This window comes from Streptomyces viridochromogenes (assembly GCF_001270495.1).
In the GTDB taxonomy this organism is placed as follows: Bacteria; Actinomycetota; Actinomycetes; order Streptomycetales; family Streptomycetaceae; genus Streptomyces; species Streptomyces viridochromogenes_A.
Genome location: NZ_LGUR01000009.1, coordinates 1 through 18,620, shown reverse-complemented (window position 1 = coordinate 18,620; position 18,620 = coordinate 1). Strand labels below are relative to the sequence as shown.

The window sequence follows — 18,620 nt, the reverse complement described above, 5'->3', positions numbered from 1 at the left end:
GGGTCGGCGCGGGTGACGTCGGAAGGGAGCGGGGAGGGGGCCGCCGGGTGGTGACGGTCGGTGAACGGCAAGGTCAGTGGGCATATTCGTGAGCGCTTTCTGTCGCCGATCTCCAGGCGGCTCGCGGTCACGGCCGGGGAGGGAGTGGAGTGGGGGTCGATCGTGCGGGCGGCTGTCGAAGACGAGTGCGTCAACGAATGGCGGGTCGACGGGTCGCACGGGGGGGGGGGGGGGCGGGTCAATCCCGACGCCGCGGCACCCGGTACGGGGTCACCCCTTGACCGCCCCGCCCAACGCGAACCCTCCGCCCAGGCGCCGGGCCACGAGCACATAGAGCAGGATCACCGGTGTCGAGTAGATGATCGAGAACGCCGCCAGCTGCCCGTACACCACGGTCCCGCGATTCCCGAAGAACTCGTTGATGCTCACGGCGGCCGGCATCTGGTCCGGCGTGAGCAGGAGCATGAACGGAACGAAGAAGTTCCCCCACATCATCACGAACGAGAACACCGTCACCACCGCCACTCCCGGCCCCATCAGCGGCAGCACCACCCGCACCAGCGACTGGAGCGACGAGGCGCCGTCCGTCCAGGCGGCCTCCTCCAGCTCCTTCGGGACCCCGTCCATGAAGTTCTTCATCAGCCAGATGGCGAACGGCAGTTGGGAGGCGGCGAAGAAGAAGATCGTCCCCTCCATGGTGTCGATCAGGTTCACCTGCACGAAGAGGGCGTACACCGGCACCATGATCGCCGTGATCGGCAGGCTCGTCGCGAACAGGATCGTGAGCAGGAACGGACGGTTGAAGCGCGACCGGAACCGCGACAGCGGGTAGGCGGCGAGCGCCGCGCACGCGACCGTCAGCGCCGTGCCCCCGCCGCACAGGAGCAGGCTGTTGAGCAGCGGGGTGAAGGTGATGTCCGGCGTCAGGACCGCGTCGAAGTTGTCCAGGGTGACACCGTCCGGGAGCTTCACCTGGAGGTTCGCGTCGGTGTCCAGCGAGGACAGGATCACCCACGCCAGCGGGAGCACGAACGCCGCGGCCACCACCAGGAGTCCGGCGTCGGCGGCCAGGCGGTGGGTGGTTCGTCGGGACGACAGGGTGCGGGCAGTACGGGCAGTACGGGCAGTACGGGCGGTGCGGGCAGTGCGAGCGGTGCGGGCAGTACGGGCCATACGGCGTCAGACCTCCGTTCGCAGCAGACGCAGGTAGACCACCGAGAACAGCGAGCCGACCACCAGCAGCAGGAGGGCGACCGCCGTGCCGTAACCGATCATGCTCTTCTGGAACGCCTCCTCGTACATGAAGAGCGGCAGCGTCTGGCTCTTGCCGCCCGGGCCGCCCCTCGTCATCACCCAGATCAGGCCGAAGACGGACAGGGTCTGGAGGGTGATGAGCATGAGGTTGGTGCTGATGGAGCGGCGGATCATCGGGAGGGTGATGTGCCACATACGGCGCCAGCCGCCGGCGCCGTCCACCTCCGCCGCCTCCGTGATCTCCTTGGGGATCTCGTTCAGCGCCGCCGAGTAGACCAGCATCGAGAAGGCGGTCCCCCGCCAGACGTTCGCGAACGACACCGCCAGGATCGGCAGGGTGAACAGCCAGTTCTGGGTGGGGAGATGGAGCCAGTCCAGGATGGCGTTCAGGGTGCCTTCGCGGCGGAAGAAGGCGTAGAGGAGGAACCCGGCGACGACCTCCGGCAGCACCCACGCCGCGATGACGATGGCGCCGACCAGCGTGCGTACGGGCTTCGACGCGCGCTGCATCAGCGCGGCCAGGGCCAGTCCCAGGGTGTTCTGGCCGATCAGGGCGGAGGTGACCGTGAAGACGAGGGTGAGCCAGACCGCGTTGCGGAACGCCTCGTCGTCGAACGCCGTACGGAAGTTGTCGAAACCGACGAACGAGTCCTCGGCCTGGCCGGTGAGCTGGAGGTCGGTGAAGGCGATGTAGGCGCAGTAGGCGATCGGGCCGGCGAGGAAGAGGACCAGGAGGACGACGGCGGGGGTGACGGGGAGGGCGCGGGTGAGGGAGCGGAGATGAGGGAGGGAGTGGACGCGGGTGAGGGAGCGGGCCCGTGTCATCCGCGGGAGCCCGTCTCCTGAGCGCCCGTCTCCTGGGAGCCCCTCTCCTGGGCGCCCGCGTCCTGAGCGCTCACTTCTCGATCACCTGGTCGTCCGCCGCCGTCCTGAGTTCCTCGTCGTACCCCTTCGCCGCCTCATCCACCGACACATCGCCCGTCGTCACGCCCTCCATCGCTTCCTGGACGGCGGTGGAGACCTTCGGGTACGCCGGGTAGGCGGGGCGGTAGTGCGTGCTGGCGACCAGGTCCGTGAAGAACTTGATGCCGGGCTGGGCCTCGATGTACGCGGGGTCGGCGGCCACGTCCTCGCGGACCGCGATGCCGGAGTTGGCGATGTACCACTTCTGGGCGTTCGCCTTCGTCTGCATCGTCTTGATGAACTCGAAGGCGAGGTCGGGGTTGCCCGCCTTGGCCGGGATGGACCAGGTCCAGCCGCCGGACATGCTCACCTTGCCGGGAGCCTGACCCTTCTGGGTGGGCATGGCGGCGAGGCCGAGTTCGTCGGACCACTCCGGCCACTCGTGGCCGCTGCCCGGGAGCCAGTCCTGGGGGAGCCAGGAGCCGTCGAGGGCGATGGCGAGCTTGCCCTGCGGCAGCCACTCGCCCCGGACGCGGGTCATGACGTTGGGGTCGAGGGCGTCGGAGACCTCGGGGCCGAGCTTCTCCTTGTAGACGGTCTCGACGAAGGAGAGGGAGTCCTTGAAGCCCTGGCTGCCGGCGATCCACTTCTTGGACGACTTGTCGTACAGCGGATCCGTCTTGGCGTCGTTCGTGCCGTAGAGCAGCATCTCGAACGTCTGCATGGTGGCGGCCTCGCCGACGGGCTTGCCGGTGTAGACGTTGAGGGGGATGACGTCGGGGACCTTCTTCTTGATGGTGCGGGCGGTGTCGAGGACTTCGTCCCAGGTCTTCGGCTGCCAGTCGGCGGGCAGACCGGCCTTCTCGAAGATGTCCTTGCTGAACCACAGCCCTCGGGTGTCCGTCCCGTCCGGGACGCCGTACGTCTTTCCGTCCTCGCCCTGGGCCGCCGACTTCGCCGTGTCGATGAACTTGTTCCAGTCCTGCCACTTGGCGAGGTAGGGGTCGAGAGGCTTCAAGTACCCGCTGGTGATGTCCGAGTTGATGAGGAACGTGTCCTCGTAGACCAGGTCGGGGGCGGTCTTGGGGGAGCGGAGCATCTGCTGGAGCTTGGTGTAGTACTCCGAGTCCGGGGCCTTGATGGGGACGAACTCGACCTTCTTACCGGGGTTCGCCTTCTCGAACTGCTTCTTGATGTCCGCGAGGTAGGTGTCCATCACCTTGATGGAGTTGTCCGTGGACTGCTTGAAGGAGACCTTGATGGTGTCCGGGTCACTGCCGGAACCGCCGCCGCACGCGGTGAGCGTTCCTGCGGCGGCGAGGGTGAGGGCGAGGAGCGTGGGGAGGGCAGGGCGAGCGGGGCGGGTGGTGCGGGCGGCGGTGGGGCGCACGGGCATGACCTCCTGCGGGCGCACTTCGTTGTGGCGCTGGGACGGCTGCCCGGTGAACGTAGGTCGAGTGGTCTAGTCAGGTCAATGAGTGTGCGGGGGATTGATGTTGGCGTGTCGGCGGGTTCGGTGGGCCCGCTCCCTCGACGAGCCCGCCGCTACCGTCCCGCGCCCGTGCCCGTCCCCGGGACCCACCGGTACACCAGCTCCGGCCTCCCCACCTGCCCGTAGACCGGCTTCCGCTCAGCCCTCCCCGCCTCGACCAGGTGCTCCAGATACCGTCGGGCCGTGATCCGGGAGATCCCCACGGTCTCGGCGACCCCCGCCGCCGTGAGCCCCTCCTCGGCCTCCCGCACCGCCACCGTCACCCGCTCCAGCGTCGGCGCGCTCAGCCCTTTCGGCAGGGCCGCGGGGCTCGGCGCCCGGAGCGTCGCCAGCGCCCGGTCGACCTCCTCCTGTCCGCTGGCCTCTCCCACGGCCGCGTGGAACTCGGCGTACCGCACGAGCCGGTCCCGGAGCGTCGCGAAGGTGAAGGGCTTCAGTACGTACTGCACGACCCCCAGCGACACCCCCTCGCGCACCACGGTCAGGTCCCGGGCCGACGTCACGGCGATCACGTCCGCGTGATGCCCGGCCGCCCGCAGTGACCGGGCCAGCTGGAGCCCGTGCACATCAGGCAGGTGCAGGTCCAGCAACAGCAGATCCACCGGCGTCCGCTCCAGCGCGCGCCGCGCCTCCGCCCCCGTATGGGCCTTGCCGACCGCGACGAACCCCGGTACCCGGCCGACGTACATCATGTGCGCGTCCGCCGCCACCGGGTCGTCCTCCACGACCAGGACGCGAATCGCCTGCTGGGCCGCCGTCATACGTCACCTCTCGAAACCACCGCGCCTTCGACAGCGGCTCCCTCCGCCGGGGCGGGTCTTTCCGCCGGGGCGGAAGCTTCCTTGGCGTCGGCTTCTTCCGTCGGGGTGGGCTCTGCCGCTGGGGAGGGCTCTTCCGCTGAGACGGACCCTCCCGTGGCGCTGGCCTCCTTCGCCGGAGCGGGTCCTCCCATCGAAACGGAGCCTTCCTTGGCGTCGGCCTTTTCCGCCGGGGCGGCCCCTTCCGCTGAGACGGATCCTCCCTCGGCGCTGGCCTCCTCCGCCGGAGCGGGCCCTGCCGTCGAAACGGAGCCTTCCTTGACACTGGCCCTCTCCGCCGAGACGGCCCCTGCCGCCTGGGCGGCCCTCTCCGCCGAGACGGATCCCTCCGCCGAGACGTCCCCTCCCGCCGGGGCGGAGCCTTCCTTGGCGCCGGCCCCGGCCACCAGCGGTAGCCGCACCTCGAACACCGCCCCGCCGCCGTCGGCCTCCGCCACCGACAGCGCGCCTTGGTGTCGGGTCGCGGCCTGGCGGACCAGTGCCAGGCCCAGGCCCCGGCCGCCCGGGCCGGACGGCTTCGTGGTGAAGCCGCGCTGGAACACCGCCTCGGCCAGGGCGGGGTCCACCCCGGCGCCGGTGTCCGACACCCGTAGCACCAGCTCGCCGTCCTCGGCGTACGCCGTCACCGTCACCCTCGCCCCCACACTTCCCTGCGCCGCGTCCACCGCGTTGTCGATCAGGTTGCCGAGGATCGTCACCAGGTCCCGGGCGGGCAGGGACGGCGGCAGCAGGCCGTCGTCGAGGCGGCTGTCCTCCGACACGACCAGCTCGACGCCCCGCTCGTTGGCCTGTGCCGTCTTCCCCAGCAGCAGCGCCGCCAGCACCGGCTCGCTCACCGCCGCGACGACCTGATCCGTCAGGGCCTGCGCCAGCTCCAGCTCGGCGGTCGCGAACTCCACCGCCTCCTCGGCGCGTCCGAGTTCGATCAGCGAGACGACCGTGTGGAGGCGGTTCGCCGCCTCGTGCGCCTGTGAGCGCAGCGCCTGCGTGAAGCCCCGCTCGGAGTCCAACTCGCCCATCAGGGACTGGAGTTCGGTCACGTCCCGCAGGGTCACCACCGTGCCGCGGCGCTCACCGCCCGACACCGGCGACGTGTTCACCACCAGGACCCGTTCCGCGGTCAGATGCACCTCGTCCACCCTCGGCTCGGAGGCCAGCAGCGCCCCGGTCAGCGGGGCGGGCAGGCCGAGCTGCGCGACCGACTGCCCCACCACATCACCGTCCACACCCAGCAGCTCGCGCCCGCCGTCATTGATCAGCGCCACACGGTACTGCCCGTCCAGCATCAGCAGACCCTCGCGTACCGCGTGCAGCGCGGCCTGGTGGTAGTCGTGCATATGACTGAGCTCGGCCGCGTTCATGCCATGGGTGTGACGGCGCAGCCGGGCGTTGATCACGTACGTGCCGACCGCACCCAGCGCGAGCGCGCCCGCCGCCACCCCGAGCAGGGCCGTCAGCTGCTCCTGCACCCGCTTGCTGATCTCCTCGACCCGGATACCCGCGCTGACCATCCCCACGATGTCCGACGGCCGGTCTCCCCCGTCGTAGATCGGTACGACGGCCCGCACGGACGGTCCGAGCGTGCCGGTGTACGTCTCGGTGAAGGGCTCACCCCGCAGCGCGCGCGCCGTGTGGCCGCGGAAGTGCTGGCCGATCTGCTTCTCGTCCGGGTGCGTCCAGCGGATGCCCGCGGGATTCATGATCGTGACGAAGTCGACCTCGGCGTCGCGCTGGACCCGCAGCGCGTACGGCTGGAGCTCGGCCGTCGGATCGTCGGTGCGGATCGCCTCCCGCACGGACGGCGCGTCGGCGATCGACTGCGCCACCGCCTTGGCCTGCCGCCCCGCCGCGTCCTCGGCCTGTCTGCGGTCACTGACGTACGTGAACACCGCGTACCCGGCGACGAGCACCGCTATCAGCACGGCCTGCATGGCGAACAGCTGGCCGGCCAGGCTGCGGGGTCTCGGGACGGGGATGCGCATGTCGTCAGTCTGCCCCCATGTCCGATGGTGAACTAAATGAACGGAAGGGTGACCGCCCTCACACGGCGGGAGATAGTCACCGCATCGCTGAGTGCGACGCCCCCCGTCCCCGGGACGCGCCGGCCGATCAGCGAGACCCCCACCCCGGACGTGAGCCGCACGCCGGTGATACCGACGAAGACGTCAAGGAGGGCAGCCGTGGCCGCCGCCAGTTCCCCCGAGAAGGCACCCGCCGCTCCCGTCGCCAAACGGGACCGCACGCACTACCTGTACATCGCGGTGATCATCGCGGTGGCCCTCGGCATCACCGTGGGCCTGGTCGCGCCCGACTTCGCGGTCGAGCTGAAGCCCATCGGCACGGGCTTCGTGAACCTGATCAAGATGATGATCTCGCCGATCATCTTCTGCACGATCGTTCTGGGCATCGGCTCGGTACGGAAGGCCGCCAAGGTCGGTGCCGTCGGCGGTATCGCGCTGGTCTACTTCACGGTGATGTCGCTGATTGCCCTCGGGATCGGTCTCGTCGTCGGCAACATCCTGGAGCCGGGCACCGGCCTCGCGGTCACCGACGCCATCAAGGACGCGGGGCACGCACAGGTCGACGCCGAGGCCAAGGACACCACCGAGTTCCTGCTCGGCATCATCCCGACCACGATGGTCTCCGCCTTCACCTCGGAATCGGTCCTGCAGACGCTGCTCATCGCGCTGCTCGCCGGCTTCGCGCTCCAGGCCATGGGCTCGGCCGGGGAGCCGATCCTGCGGGGTGTGCAGCACATCCAGCGGCTCGTCTTCCGCATCCTCGGCATGGTGATGTGGGCCGCGCCCATCGGTGCCTTCGGCGCCATCGCCGCCGTCACCGGCTCCGCCGGCCTGGACGCCCTCAAGAGCCTCGCCGTGCTGATGCTCGGCTTCTACGTCACCTGCTTCCTCTTCGTCTTCATCGTGCTCGGCGCGCTGCTGCGGGTCGTCTCCGGCCTGAACATCTTCAGCCTGTTCAAGTACCTCGGCCGTGAGTTCCTGCTGATCCTCTCCACCTCCTCCTCCGAGTCCGCGCTGCCGCGCCTCATCGCGAAGATGGAGCACCTGGGTGTCAGCAAGCCCGTCGTCGGCATCACCGTCCCGACCGGCTACTCCTTCAACCTCGACGGCACCATGATCTACATGACCATGGCGTCCCTGTTCATCGCCGACGCCATGGGTACGCCGATGTCGGTCGGCGAGCAGATCCCGCTGCTGCTCTTCCTGCTGGTCGCCTCCAAGGGCGCCGCCGGTGTCACCGGTGCGGGTCTGGCCACGCTGGCCGGTGGCCTCCAGTCGCACAAGCCCGCCCTGGTGGACGGCATCGGCCTCATCGTCGGCATCGACCGCTTCATGAGCGAGGCCCGCGCCCTGACGAACTTCGCGGGCAACGCCGTCGCCACGGTCCTGATCGGCACCTGGACCAAGGAGATCGACAAGGACCAGGTCCACCAGGTGCTCGCCGGTCAGCTCCCGTTCGACGAGAAGACCCTGCTGGACGACGCCCACGGCGCCCCCGCCGAGGCCGAGGTGCCGGAGCAGGGCGGCGAGAAGGAACTCGCCAAGGCCTGACCCCCGGCCCGCTCCCAGCTCCGGACCCCCGGCCCGCTCCCAGCTCCGGACCCCCGGCCCGCTCCCAGCTCCGGACGTCCGGCCCCGCCTGAACCGGGGCCGGACGTCCGGCCACTCCCTCCCCCTCCACGACTCAGGCGCACGGCAACTGCCGTGCGCCTGACGGCATTACCGGCGACCGACCGGAACGGCCGCACCGTCCAGCAGTGCCAGCTCCTCCGCGCCCAGTACCAGCTCCGCCGCGGCCGCCGAGTCCCGTATCGTCTGCGGACGGCTCGCCCCCGGAATCGGGAGCACGGCCGGGGAGCGGGCCAGCAGCCAGGCCAGGCACACCTGCTGAGGGCTGACGCCGTGCGCCTCCGCCACGGTGCGGAAGGCACCGAAGCGGGGCTCGTCGCCCTTCCGTGACGGCCCGTCCAGCGAGCTGCGGGCGATGCCGCCGAGCGGGCTCCACGGCAGGAACGCCAGCCCCAGCTCCGCGCACAGTCGCAGCTCGGCCTCGCTGTCCCGTACGGCGGGCGAGTACTGGTTCTGCACCGACACCAGACGGTCGCCGAGGATCCGGTGGGCCGTGCGGATCTGCTCCACGTCCGTGTTGGAGACGCCGGCCAGGCGGATCTTCCCCGCGTCGAGGAGTTCGCGCAGCGCGCCGACCGACTCCTCGAAAGGAACGGCCGGATCGGGCTTGTGCAACTGGTAGAGCCCGATCGCCTCGACGCCGAGCCGCCGCAGCGAGCCCTCGGCGGCCGCCCTGAGCCGGCGGGGGTCGCCGTTCACCGTCCAGCTGCCGTCGGCCGGTCTGCCTCGGCCGCCCTTGGTGGCCACCAGCACGGAGTCCGTGTCACCGCCGTAGGCGGCCAGCGCGCGGGCCACGAGGAGTTCGTTGTGGCCGGGCTCGGCGCCCGGCAGATGGTACGAGTCCGCCGTGTCCAGCAGCGTCACCCCCGAGTCCAGGGCGGCGTGCACGGTGGCCAGGGCGCGGGCGTCGTCGGGGCGGCCTTCGATGGACAGCGGCATCACGCCGAGCCCGATCGCGCTCACCCGACGGTCGCCAAGAGTGCGGTACCGCATGTCAGACAGCGTCCCTTCCGAGGGTCTCGGCGACGGCCTTCGGGAGCCACTCCCGGGCGCGCGTGAAGCGGAAACCCAGCCGTACGGCCCGGGAGTTGTCCATGCCGTAGGCGCGGGTGAAGGAGAGCGGGGAGACCTCACCGACCTCGACGTGCTGGAAGACGGCCTTGCCGTCGGGGAGGTGCGCGGCGATCGCGTCGCACAGGTCCTCGGTGGTCAGCAGGCCGTGCGAGGCGGCGTTGACCGGCCCGGTGAAGTCCTGGCCCACCGCCCAGAACAGGAAGTCGGCGATCTCCTCGACATGGATGTACGTCGCCGGGTGGTTCACCACCGGCACGGCGATCGGCGTCCCGCCGCGGACGCGGCTCGCGTAGTACGTCATACGGCCCGTGAAGTCGTCGTCCCCGCCCAGCACATGGGCGACGCGCACCGCGGCGTACGGGAAGCCGGGGGCGGCGGCGAACACGGCCTCCGCCTGCCGCTTGCCCTCGCCGTAATGGGATTCGAGGAACTCCCGGTCGTCCCAGGGGAGTTCGAGGTCGACGGCCACGCCCAGCGGATCCACGTCCGTCTCGCGCACCGGGGCGATCGAGTCCTCGTACTCGTACACCTCCACCGTCGACGTCAGCACATAGCGACGGGTGCGGCCGGTGAACACCCGGCGGGCGATCTCCGCCTGGCGCGGCGTGTAGCAGACCTGGTCGACCACGGCGTCGAAGGTCCGTGAACCCAGCGCCGCCGTCAGGGACTTCTCGTCGCCGCGGTCGGCGATCAGATGGACCACGCCAGCCGGTGGCGCCGACGATCCGCGATTGAGAACCGTCACCCGGTCCCCGGCCGCCAGCAGTCGCGCGATCAGCCGCTTGCCGAAATAGCGGTTGCCGCCGATGACCAGTACTTCTCGTCCCTTTCGCATGACCATAATTCTCCTGGCCCCACACCACGTCCTGAAGGGGAAGACATGGGAGATCAGGCCGCCGTGCCGAAAGAACCACGGCATCTGCGCCCGGCCACCGTCGAAACATCGGTGGCCTTCGACGCCCTGGACCGGCAGATCCTCGAACTCCTCCAGACCGACGGCCGGATCAAGCTGAGCGAGCTGGGCCGCCGCGTGCGCCTCAGCCCGGCAGCCGTCACCGAGCGCGTACGGCGACTGGAGGCGGCGGGCGCGATCACGGGGTACGGCGCTCATGTCGCCCCCGCCCGGCTCGGCTACGGCATCCAGGCGTTCATCCGGGTCAACCCGCACGGCGGCTACACCCTCAAACACCCCCGCACCCTGGAGCTGCTCGACCGCCCGGAGATCATCGAGGTACACCACGTCGTCGGCGAGGACTGCTGGATCATCAAGGTCGCCGTCGAGGACACCGTCCACCTGGAGGACGTCCTCGAACAGACATCGGCGCTGGGCCGTACGACGACGTCGATCGTGCTGTCCTCCCCGGTACGCGGAAAGCCGCTCCTGCCGCGGTCGCCCTGACACCGGGTTGCCCTGACGTCGGCGTCAAGGATTACGTTCGTACGCATGCGAATCGGCGAGCTGGCCGCACGGGCCGGGACCACGACGCGCACGTTGCGCTACTACGAGTCGCGGGGCCTGTTGCCCGCGCGGCGCGGCGACAACGGCTATCGGACGTACGACGAGAGCGATCTGAAGCTGCTGCGGCAGATCAGGACGTTGCAGGACTTCGGGTTCGACCTGGAGGAGACCCGGCCGTTCGTGGAGTGTCTGCGGGCCGGGCACCCGGAGGGCGACTCGTGTCCGGCCTCGCTCGCGGTCTACCGGCGCAAGCTGGGCGAACTCGACGGGCTGATCGGGGAGTTGCAGGCCGTGCGGGCCAAGATCGGCCTGCTGCTGGCGATGGCCGAGGGCGAACCACCGATGTGTGAACTGGGAGGGCAGGAACTGTGATCAAGGCGGCAGGCGTGGCCGAGGTGACGGACGCGGACTTCGAGGCGGAGGTGATCGGGTCGGAGCTGCCGGTGCTGGTGGAATTCACCGCCGACTGGTGCCCACCGTGCCGGCAGATGGGGCCGGTGCTCACCGCCATCGCCGGGGAGACCGGCGACCGGCTCAAGGTGGTGCAGCTGGACGTGGACACCAACCCCGAGACCACCAACGCGTACAAGGTGCTGTCCATGCCGACGTTCATGGTGTTCCAGGGCGGTGAGCCCGTGAAGTCGATGGTGGGCGCCCGCCCCAAGCGGCGGCTGCTGGAGGAACTGTCCGACGTCCTCTGAGCCCGTCCCGGGACCGGAACGAAGAAATCCCCCGAGCAATTGCGCTCGGGGGATTTCTTTGCGTATATTCAATGGTTCGCGACTTCAAAGCTATTGAGTCGCAAAGAAGTTCAGTGAACACAGTATATCCGGCCGGGAGCGGAATTGTCAAACACCGAATTTCAAGACGGTGAAATGCGGCGTGAGCAGGAATTCATCGACGACCTGTACGCCCGCGTGGACGCGCTGCGCGGCGACACCGAGAGCTCGGTCACGGACGCTCTCGCCCAGGGCAACACGCCCATGCAGGCTCGCCTGGAGCGGGACATCCTCGTCGCCGAGCGCTCGGGGCTGCTCGCCGCGCTGAACGCCGTGGACGGTTCGCTGTGCTTCGGCCGGATCGACCTGGCCTCCGGCGTCAGCCACCGTATCGGCCGGATCGGTCTGCGCACCGACGACGCCGAGCGCACACCGGTCCTCATCGACTGGCGGGCCGACGTCGCCCGCCCCTTCTACCTGGCCACCGGCCACACCCCGATGGGGTTGCGGCGCCGGCGGCACATCACCACCAGCGGCCGTACCGTCACGGCCCTGCACGACGAGATCCTCGACCTGGGGGACCAGGTCAGGACCGGCCACGAGGACCCCACCGGCGACGCGGTCCTGCTCGCCGCGCTCAACTCCGCGCGCACCGGCCGGATGAACGACATCGTGCAGACGATCCAGGCCGAGCAGGACGAGATCATCCGGGCGCCCCACCGCGGCGTGCTGGTCGTGGAGGGCGGCCCCGGCACCGGCAAGACGGCCGTCGCCCTGCACCGCGCCGCGTACCTCCTCTATGAGCACCGCGAACTGCTGGCCAAGCGCGCGGTCCTGATCGTCGGCCCCAACCCCGCCTTCCTCGGCTACATCGGCGAGGTCCTGCCCTCGCTGGGCGAGACGGGCGTCCTGCTGGCAACGGTCGGCGAGCTGTTTCCCGGCGTACGGGCGACTGCCGTGGACAGCCGCGAGGCGGCCGCCGTGAAGGGCCGCGCGGACATGGCCGACGTACTCGCCGAGGTCGTACGCGACTGGCAGTCGCTGCCGGACCCGGTGATCGCGATCGAGCACGAACGCGAGATCCTGATGCTCGACGACGACCTGGTGAAGGTGGCCCGCGAGCGCACCCGGGCGGCGGGGCTCCAGCACAACGTGGCCCGCGAGTACTTCGAGGGCCACATCCTCAACACGCTCACCGAGCTGTACGCCGAGCGCGTCGGCACCGACCCTTACGACGGCAGCAGCCTCCTCGACCCCAGCGACATCACCCAGATCCGTGACGAGCTAGCCGAGAACCCCGAGGTCTGGGCAGCCGTCGACCAGTTGTGGCCGGTGCTCACCCCGCAGCGCCTGGTCGCGGACTTCCTCGCCGACCCCGTGGGCTATCTCCCCGACGAGGACGTGGCCGCGATCCGCCGGCCCGTGACGCGGGCGTGGACGGTGGCGGACGTACCGCTCCTCGACGAGGCGGCCGAGCTCCTCGGCGAGGACGACCGGGTGGCCCGGGCCCGCGCGGACCGCGAGCGCGAGACGCAGGTGGCGTACGCGCAGGGCGTGCTGGACGTGTCGTACGCCTCCCGGACCTACGAGTTCGACGACAAGGACGACGAGGACAGCGAGATCCTCTCCGCGCACGACATCATCGACGCCGAGCGGTTCGCCGAACGTCAGGAGGAGGACGACCACCGCAGCGCCGCGGAGCGCGCGGCGGCGGACCGGACCTGGGCGTTCGGGCACATCATCGTCGACGAGGCGCAGGAGCTGTCGCCGATGGCCTGGCGGCTGCTCATGCGGCGCAGCCCGACCCGCTCGATGACGCTGGTCGGCGATCCGGCGCAGACGGCGGAAGCGGCGGGTGTGGGCTCGTGGTCGCAGATCCTGTCCCCCTACGTCGAGGACCGCTGGGACCACACCCGCCTAGGCGTCAACTACCGCACCCCGGCCGAGATCATGGAGCTGGCGGCGGCGGTAGTCCGCGCCCAGGACCCCTCCTTCGAGCCCCCGAGTTCCGTCCGCTCCACCGGCGTACGGCCCTGGGTGCGCGCCACCGACGACCTCCCCGGCGCGGTGGCCAAGGCGGTCGAGGAGCTGACGCCCGCCGACGGCCGGCTCGCGGTCATCGCCCCGCGCCATCTGCACCGGAAGCTGGCGGCCCGGCTGGACGGGGTCACGGCGGGCGCCGAGCCCGACCTCACACGGAGCGTCGTCCTCCTCGACCCGCGTCAGGCGAAGGGGCTGGAGTTCGACTCCGTGCTGGTGGTGGAGCCGGGGCTGTACGGCACGAGTGACCTGTACGTGGCGCTGACGCGGGCGACGCAGCGGTTGGGGGTGCTGCACACGGGGTCGCTGCCGCGGAGCTTGGCGGAGGGGGCACGCGCCTCGGGGTGACCCCCTGGGGGCTCCGCCCCCAGCCCCCCGGCCTTTGCCCACCCGCCCACCCGACTCGGTGGGCCAGGAGGCTGGACTCGAAAAGCCCCTGGGGCTTCGCCCCAGCCCACCTCGCCGTGAGGGCTGAGGCCGGTGGTGTGGTCAACGGCCGGTGGGGGCTGGTCGCGCAGTTCCCCGCGCCCCTTCAGCCCGTCCGGCGTTTGAGGACGAGGCCGTAGGCCGATGGGGGGCCAGGGGGCGGAGCCCCCTGGCACGGGTAGGGGCGGCGGGGGCGAGGAAGGCTAGGCGGGGCGGAGCCAGACCGTGGCCAGGGGTGGCAACGTCAGCCGGATGCTCGCCGGACGCCCGTGCCAACCCTGTGGCTCCGGCTTGATGGGGTCGGGGTTGATGACGTCGCTGCCGCCGTACCGCGCCGCGTCGGTGTTCAACGTCTCCTGCCACGCCAGGACGTCCTCCGGCACACCCAGCCGGTACTCATCCCGGACGACCGGTGACAGGTTCGACACCGCCAGCAGCGGAGCCCCCTCCGCGTCGAAGCGCAGGAACGCGAACACGTTGTCGTCCGCCGCGTCCCCGACCACCCACTGGAACCCGGACGGATCCGTGTCCCGCTGCCACAGCGCCGGAGTGTGGCGGTAGACCGTGTTCAGGTCGCGGACCAGGTCCCGCACACCCCGGTGGTCCGGCTCCGCCCCGTACGCCGGGTCCAGCAGCCACCAGTCCGGCCCGTGCGCCTCCGACCACTCCGCGCCCTGCGCGAACTCCTGCCCCATGAAGAGGAGTTGCTTACCGGGATGGGCCCACATGAAGCCCAGGTAGGCGCGGTGGTTGGCACGCTGCTGCCACCAGTCGCCCGGCATCTTCGACACCAGCGAGCGCTTGCCGTGGACCACCTCGTCGTGGGAGATGGGGAGCACGTAGTTCTCGCTGTACGCGTACACCATCGAGAACGTCATCTCGTCGTGGTGGTACTTGCGGTGCACCGGCTCCTTGCCGACGTACTCCAGTGAGTCGTGCATCCAGCCCATGTTCCACTTCAGCCCGAAGCCCAGGCCCCCGAAGCCGCCCGGGCCCGCCACATGCGTCGGCCGTGTCACGCCGTCCCAGGCCGTGGACTCCTCCGCGATCGTCACGACCCCCGGCACCCGCCGGTACACCGTGGCGTTCATCTCCTGGAGGAATGCCACGGCGTCCAGGTTCTCCCGCCCACCGTGCTCGTTCGGCACCCACTGCCCCGGCTCACGCGAGTAGTCCAGGTAGAGCATGGAGGCGACGGCGTCCACCCTCAAGCCGTCGATGTGGAACTCCTCGCACCAGTAAAGGGCGTTGGCCACCAGGAAGTTGCGCACCTCGCGCCGCCCGAAGTCGAACTCCAGCGTTCCCCAGTCGGGGTGCGCGGAGCGCAGCGGGTCCTCGTGCTCGTACAGCGGACGGCCGTCGAACTCGGCCAGTGCCCAGTCGTCGCGCGGGAAGTGCGCCGGCACCCAGTCCATCAGGACGCCGATCCCGGCCTGGTGCAGGGCGTCCACCAGGTACTTGAAGTCGTCGGGCGTGCCGAGGCGGGCCGTGGGCGCGTAGAAGCCGGTGACCTGATAGCCCCAGGAGCCGCCGAAGGGGTGCTCGGCGACCGGCATCAGCTCGACGTGTGTGAAGCCCAGGTCCTTGACGTAGGCCGGGAGCTGCTCGGCCAGTTGCCGGTACGTCAGCCCTGGCCGCCAGGACGCCAGGTGGACCTCGTACACCGAGAACGGCGCCTCGTGCGTCGGCACCGACCCGCGCCGCTCCAGCCACGCCGCGTCCCCCCACTCATGGTGCGAGGCGTGCACGATCGAGGACGTCTCGGGCGGGGTCTGCGTCCGGCGGGCCAGCGGATCCGCGCGCAGCGTCTTGGATCCGTCGGGCCGGGTGATCTCGAACTTGTACAGCTCGCCCTCGCCGATGCCGGGCACGAACAGCTCCCAGACGCCGGTGCCACCGAGCGAGCGCATCGGATACCCGGTGCCGTCCCAGAAGTTGAAGGTGCCGGCCAGGGAGACGCCGCGTGCGTTCGGCGCCCAGACCGTGAAGCGGGTGCCGGTCACGCCCTGGTGCGTCATCGGCTCGGCGCCGAGCGCCCGCCACAGCTCCTCGTGCCGGCCCTCGCCGATCAGATGCAGGTCGAGCTCGCCCAGCGCGGGCAGGAAACGGTACGCGTCCTCGGTCTCCTGGACCGAACTCTCGTACGCCACGAGGAGCTGGTAGTCCTCAGGTACGTCCGTCAGGGGCAGCAGCCCGGAGAAGAACCCCTCCGCGTCGTCGTGCAGCTCGGCCCGCAGGTTGCCAGCGACGACGGTGACCGAGAGGGCGTACGGCCGGAAGGCACGGAAGGCGACACCGCCGGGCACCGGATGCGCGCCGAGCACGGAGTGCGGGTCGTGATGGGTGCCGGTGAGGAGACGGTCGCGGTCGGCGGCGTCGAGGGCGGGAGACACCGCTGCCACCGCGGCCTCTGCGAGCACTCCCGGCTCTACGGGCTCGGCCGACTTCGGGAGGGCCTTCTGCGCCGGGATCTTCTTCGCGGTCGCCTTCTGCGCGGGGATCTTCTTGGCGGCGGCCTTCTTGGCGGTGGTGCCCTTCGACGCCGTGCTCTTCGCGGCGGTGGTCTTCGCGGTGGCCTTCTTCGTCACGGCCTTCTTGGCCACGGCCTTCTTGGCGGCGGCCTTCTTCGCAGGCGCCTTCTTCTGCGCGGCGGCCTTCGACGTCGCCTTTTTCGCCGTCCCCTTCTTCATGGCCTCCGCGGCCTTCTCGGCGGCCTTCACCGTCTTCGTCGTCGCCTTCTTCGCGACGCTCGTCTGCTCGGCCGGCTTCTCGGCCGTCTTCTTCGGGTCCGAACCGCTGGACGGAGTGGTGCGGGGGGTCACGGGCGGGGCCTCCTAGGCGAAGGTGGGGATGAGGACGTGGAGGGGGACGGGGTGCCGGTGTCCGCGGCCAGGCGGCGTATGGCGGACAGCGGTACCGGGAGCCAGTCGGGGCGGTGACGGGCCTCGTAGACGACCTCGTAGATCGCCTTGTCGGTCTCGTAGGCACGCAGCAGCACCGGATCGGTCCGTGGATCGACGCCGCTGACCTGCGCGTACCCGGAGCAGTAGGCGGCCCGGCAGGTGTCGGCCCAGCCCGGTATGGGCGGGTCGGCCGAGTGGGCCGCGTAGTCGAAGGAGCGCAGCATGCCCGCGACGTCCCGGACCGGCGGCTGCGGCATCCGCCGTTCGGCCAGCGGCTTCGACGGCTCGCCCTCGAAGTCGATCAGCCACCACTGACCGGCGGGCGAGCGCAGGCACTGCCCGAGATGCAGGTCGCCGTGGATGCGCTGGGCGGTCCAGGTGCACCCCTCGGCGGCCAGGTCGGCCAGCGCCGCGAACGCGGAGCGCAGGCCGGGCGCGAACGGCCGGAGCGCGGGCACCGCCTGCGCGGCCGCGTCCAGCCGCTCGACCATGCCGTCGACGAGCTGCTGCACCTGCGTGCGCCCGAGGGTCACGGTCGGCAGGGTGCGGGCCAGCGCGGTGTGCACCTCGGCGGTCGCGCGCCCGAGCGCCCGGGCCGCCGCGGCGAAGTCCTCGCCCTTGGCCAGTTCGCGCAGCGCCAGCTCCCAGCCGTCGGCGGCGCCCTGCACGAACGGCTGGAGCACGCCGAGGACGTACGAGTCGCCCGCCAGCTCCGCGCCGATCCACGCCGTCGGCGCGGGCACCCGGTCGCAGCCCTCCCGGGCCAGCGCGAGCGGCAGCTCCAGGTCGGGATTGACGCCGGGCACGACCCGGCGCAACAGCTTCAGGATGAACGTATCGCCGTAGACGACCGACGAGTTGGACTGCTCGGAGGTGACCAGGCGCGGCACCAGACCGGACCGGATGTCCTGGCTCGCGTCGCGTTCGAAGCGCAGTCCGCCGATCCGGGCCCCGGTGCGCAGTGCCTCCAGGAGCAGTTCGGTGGGACGGGTGTCGTACAGGGCGTCGTACACCGTGCGTCCGGCGAGCGGGCCCTCGGCCACGTGTCCGATCAGCGCGGGCGCCAGCCGGGGTGGCAGTGCCTCGCGGTCGCCTATGAGGAGCTGGTAGCAGTCCGCGGGCTGCTCGGGCGCGCCCGGCACCGGAGTGAGGGCCTGGTGCGCGCGCACGAGCAGGTGGTACAGGCCGAGTTTGCCGCCGGGCGGCAGCAGCTCGGTGGCCGCCACCAGCGAGAACCCGGTGACCGGACGCCCCTTGCCCGCGAACCAGCGCTGCCGTGGCAGCCACTCCCGCAGCAGTGGGTCAAGCGAGGCGAGGAGACCTGGAGAGGTCGTGAGGGTGCGGGTGACGGCTTTCGACATGGCGTCACGTCCTTTCCCCGTGCCGGTCGGGGTGGTTACTGATGCGTGCCCAGGGCGGGGCGGGAGAAACCGCCCCGCCCGGGCTCTCAGACGGCGTCCTTGCGGAGCCGGAACCAGTAGAAGCCGTGGCCGCCGAGCGTCAGCAAGTACGGCAGCTCACCGATGGCCGGGAATCGCACCCCGCCGGACAGTTCGACCGGATGCCGTCCGGTGAACCTGCGGAGATCCAGTTCCGTCGGCTGCGCGAACCGGGAGAAGTTGTTCACGCACAGCACGAGATCGTCCTCGTATTCACGGAGGAAGGCGATCACGGCCGGATTCGACGACTGGAGTTCCGTGTAGGAGCCGAGACCGAAGGCCGGGTTCTGCTTGCGGATCTCGATCATGCGGCGGGTCCAGTGCAGGAGAGAGGACGGCGAGGACATGGAGGCCTCGACGTTCGTCACCTGGTAGCCGTAGACCGGGTCCATGATCGTGGGCAGGACCAGCCGCCCCGGGTCGCAGGAGGAGAACCCGGCGTT

15 protein-coding genes are annotated in these 18,620 nt (G+C 70.5%); 5 read left to right on the top strand and 10 right to left on the bottom strand.

The annotated features are described in order from the left end of the window. Nucleotides 1-270: 270 nt before the first annotated feature. The 5 genes from ADK36_RS03390 to ADK36_RS03370 all read right to left on the bottom strand — a co-directional run bounded on the left by ADK36_RS03390 (nucleotide 271) and on the right by ADK36_RS03370 (nucleotide 6,449). Nucleotides 271-1,173, bottom strand: a complete 903-nt coding sequence (locus ADK36_RS03390) for a carbohydrate ABC transporter permease (RefSeq protein WP_107086819.1) — start codon at nucleotides 1,171-1,173, stop codon at nucleotides 271-273. A 6-nt stretch (nucleotides 1,174-1,179) separates the two neighbouring features. Beyond that, nucleotides 1,180-2,079, bottom strand: a complete 900-nt coding sequence (locus ADK36_RS03385; protein WP_048587039.1) for a carbohydrate ABC transporter permease — start codon at nucleotides 2,077-2,079, stop codon at nucleotides 1,180-1,182. A gap of 70 nt (nucleotides 2,080-2,149) precedes the next feature. Then, entirely contained in the window at nucleotides 2,150-3,553 is a 1,404-nt protein-coding gene (locus tag ADK36_RS03380; RefSeq protein WP_053196308.1) for an extracellular solute-binding protein, read from the bottom strand. 149 nt (nucleotides 3,554-3,702) lie between these two features. Then, nucleotides 3,703-4,410 (bottom strand): response regulator, encoded by a 708-nt coding sequence (locus ADK36_RS03375; RefSeq protein ID WP_048587041.1) that lies wholly within the window; start codon nucleotides 4,408-4,410, stop codon nucleotides 3,703-3,705. After that, nucleotides 4,407-6,449, bottom strand: coding sequence for a sensor histidine kinase (locus ADK36_RS03370; RefSeq protein WP_078942577.1), 2,043 nt, complete (start codon nucleotides 6,447-6,449; stop codon nucleotides 4,407-4,409). The genes ADK36_RS03375 and ADK36_RS03370 overlap by 4 nt, the downstream gene beginning before the upstream one ends. A gap of 198 nt (nucleotides 6,450-6,647) precedes the next feature. Here ADK36_RS03370 and ADK36_RS03365 point away from each other — a divergent pair, with 198 nt between their 5' ends. Beyond that, nucleotides 6,648-8,039, top strand: a complete 1,392-nt coding sequence (locus ADK36_RS03365; protein WP_048587042.1) for a cation:dicarboxylate symporter family transporter — start codon at nucleotides 6,648-6,650, stop codon at nucleotides 8,037-8,039. Between the two features lie 168 nt (nucleotides 8,040-8,207). On the opposite strand, the gene ADK36_RS03360 is transcribed toward ADK36_RS03365, so the two are convergent. Both ADK36_RS03360 and ADK36_RS03355 read right to left on the bottom strand, forming a co-directional pair. Further along, nucleotides 8,208-9,110 (bottom strand): aldo/keto reductase, encoded by a 903-nt coding sequence (locus ADK36_RS03360; RefSeq protein ID WP_053196306.1) that lies wholly within the window; start codon nucleotides 9,108-9,110, stop codon nucleotides 8,208-8,210. Between the two features lies 1 nt (nucleotide 9,111). Further along, nucleotides 9,112-10,026: an NAD-dependent epimerase/dehydratase family protein gene (locus ADK36_RS03355; RefSeq protein ID WP_107086820.1), complete on the bottom strand. Its 915-nt coding sequence runs from the start codon at nucleotides 10,024-10,026 to the stop codon at nucleotides 9,112-9,114. 45 nt (nucleotides 10,027-10,071) lie between these two features. On the opposite strand from ADK36_RS03355, the gene ADK36_RS03350 reads away from it, so the two are divergent. From ADK36_RS03350 to ADK36_RS03335, 4 genes are all read left to right on the top strand, one after another. Continuing rightward, a complete protein-coding gene (locus tag ADK36_RS03350) occupies nucleotides 10,072-10,590 on the top strand; it encodes an Lrp/AsnC family transcriptional regulator (protein WP_199830092.1) in 519 nt (172 codons plus the stop codon). A gap of 45 nt (nucleotides 10,591-10,635) precedes the next feature. After that, nucleotides 10,636-11,022: a MerR family transcriptional regulator gene (locus ADK36_RS03345; RefSeq protein ID WP_048587045.1), complete on the top strand. Its 387-nt coding sequence runs from the start codon at nucleotides 10,636-10,638 to the stop codon at nucleotides 11,020-11,022. 14 nt (nucleotides 11,023-11,036) lie between these two features. Further along, entirely contained in the window at nucleotides 11,037-11,351 is a 315-nt protein-coding gene (locus tag ADK36_RS03340; RefSeq protein ID WP_048587053.1) for a thioredoxin family protein, read from the top strand. A 174-nt stretch (nucleotides 11,352-11,525) separates the two neighbouring features. After that, nucleotides 11,526-13,757: a HelD family protein gene (locus tag ADK36_RS03335; RefSeq protein ID WP_053196302.1), complete on the top strand. Its 2,232-nt coding sequence runs from the start codon at nucleotides 11,526-11,528 to the stop codon at nucleotides 13,755-13,757. Nucleotides 13,758-14,038: 281 nt separating this feature from the next. Here the strand turns inward: ADK36_RS03335 and glgB are convergent, their stop codons facing one another. The 3 genes from glgB to ADK36_RS03320 all read right to left on the bottom strand — a co-directional run. After that, nucleotides 14,039-16,657 carry a 1,4-alpha-glucan branching enzyme gene (glgB, locus tag ADK36_RS03330; RefSeq protein WP_078942583.1) on the bottom strand — a complete coding sequence of 873 codons (2,619 nt, stop codon included), beginning with the start codon at nucleotides 16,655-16,657 and terminating at the stop codon, nucleotides 14,039-14,041. Further along, nucleotides 16,654-18,099, bottom strand: coding sequence for a maltokinase N-terminal cap-like domain-containing protein (locus tag ADK36_RS03325; protein ID WP_048587048.1), 1,446 nt, complete (start codon nucleotides 18,097-18,099; stop codon nucleotides 16,654-16,656). Before ADK36_RS03325 ends, glgB begins: the two co-directional genes overlap by 4 nt. A gap of 86 nt (nucleotides 18,100-18,185) precedes the next feature. Further along, a partial coding sequence (locus ADK36_RS03320; RefSeq protein WP_078942582.1) for an alpha-glucosidase C-terminal domain-containing protein occupies nucleotides 18,186-18,620 on the bottom strand: 435 nt, incomplete at its 5' end.

Excerpts from the sequence above, each read along its gene's own strand:
- ADK36_RS03370 (WP_078942577.1), bottom strand. The coding sequence starts at position 6,449 with ATGCGCATCCCCGTCCCGAGACCCCGCAGCCTGGCCGGCCAGCTGTTC.
- ADK36_RS03380 (WP_053196308.1), bottom strand. The coding sequence starts at position 3,553 with ATGCCCGTGCGCCCCACCGCCGCCCGCACCACCCGCCCCGCTCGCCCT.
- ADK36_RS03325 (WP_048587048.1), bottom strand. The coding sequence starts at position 18,099 with ATGTCGAAAGCCGTCACCCGCACCCTCACGACCTCTCCAGGTCTCCTC.
- ADK36_RS03360 (WP_053196306.1), bottom strand. The coding sequence starts at position 9,110 with ATGCGGTACCGCACTCTTGGCGACCGTCGGGTGAGCGCGATCGGGCTC.
- ADK36_RS03390 (WP_107086819.1), bottom strand. The coding sequence starts at position 1,173 with ATGGCCCGTACTGCCCGCACCGCTCGCACTGCCCGCACCGCCCGTACT.
- ADK36_RS03375 (WP_048587041.1), bottom strand. The coding sequence starts at position 4,410 with ATGACGGCGGCCCAGCAGGCGATTCGCGTCCTGGTCGTGGAGGACGAC.
- ADK36_RS03345 (WP_048587045.1), top strand. The coding sequence starts at position 10,636 with ATGCGAATCGGCGAGCTGGCCGCACGGGCCGGGACCACGACGCGCACG.
- ADK36_RS03335 (WP_053196302.1), top strand. The coding sequence starts at position 11,526 with ATGCGGCGTGAGCAGGAATTCATCGACGACCTGTACGCCCGCGTGGAC.
- ADK36_RS03355 (WP_107086820.1), bottom strand. The coding sequence starts at position 10,026 with ATGCGAAAGGGACGAGAAGTACTGGTCATCGGCGGCAACCGCTATTTC.
- ADK36_RS03385 (WP_048587039.1), bottom strand. The coding sequence starts at position 2,079 with ATGACACGGGCCCGCTCCCTCACCCGCGTCCACTCCCTCCCTCATCTC.
- ADK36_RS03350 (WP_199830092.1), top strand. The coding sequence starts at position 10,072 with ATGGGAGATCAGGCCGCCGTGCCGAAAGAACCACGGCATCTGCGCCCG.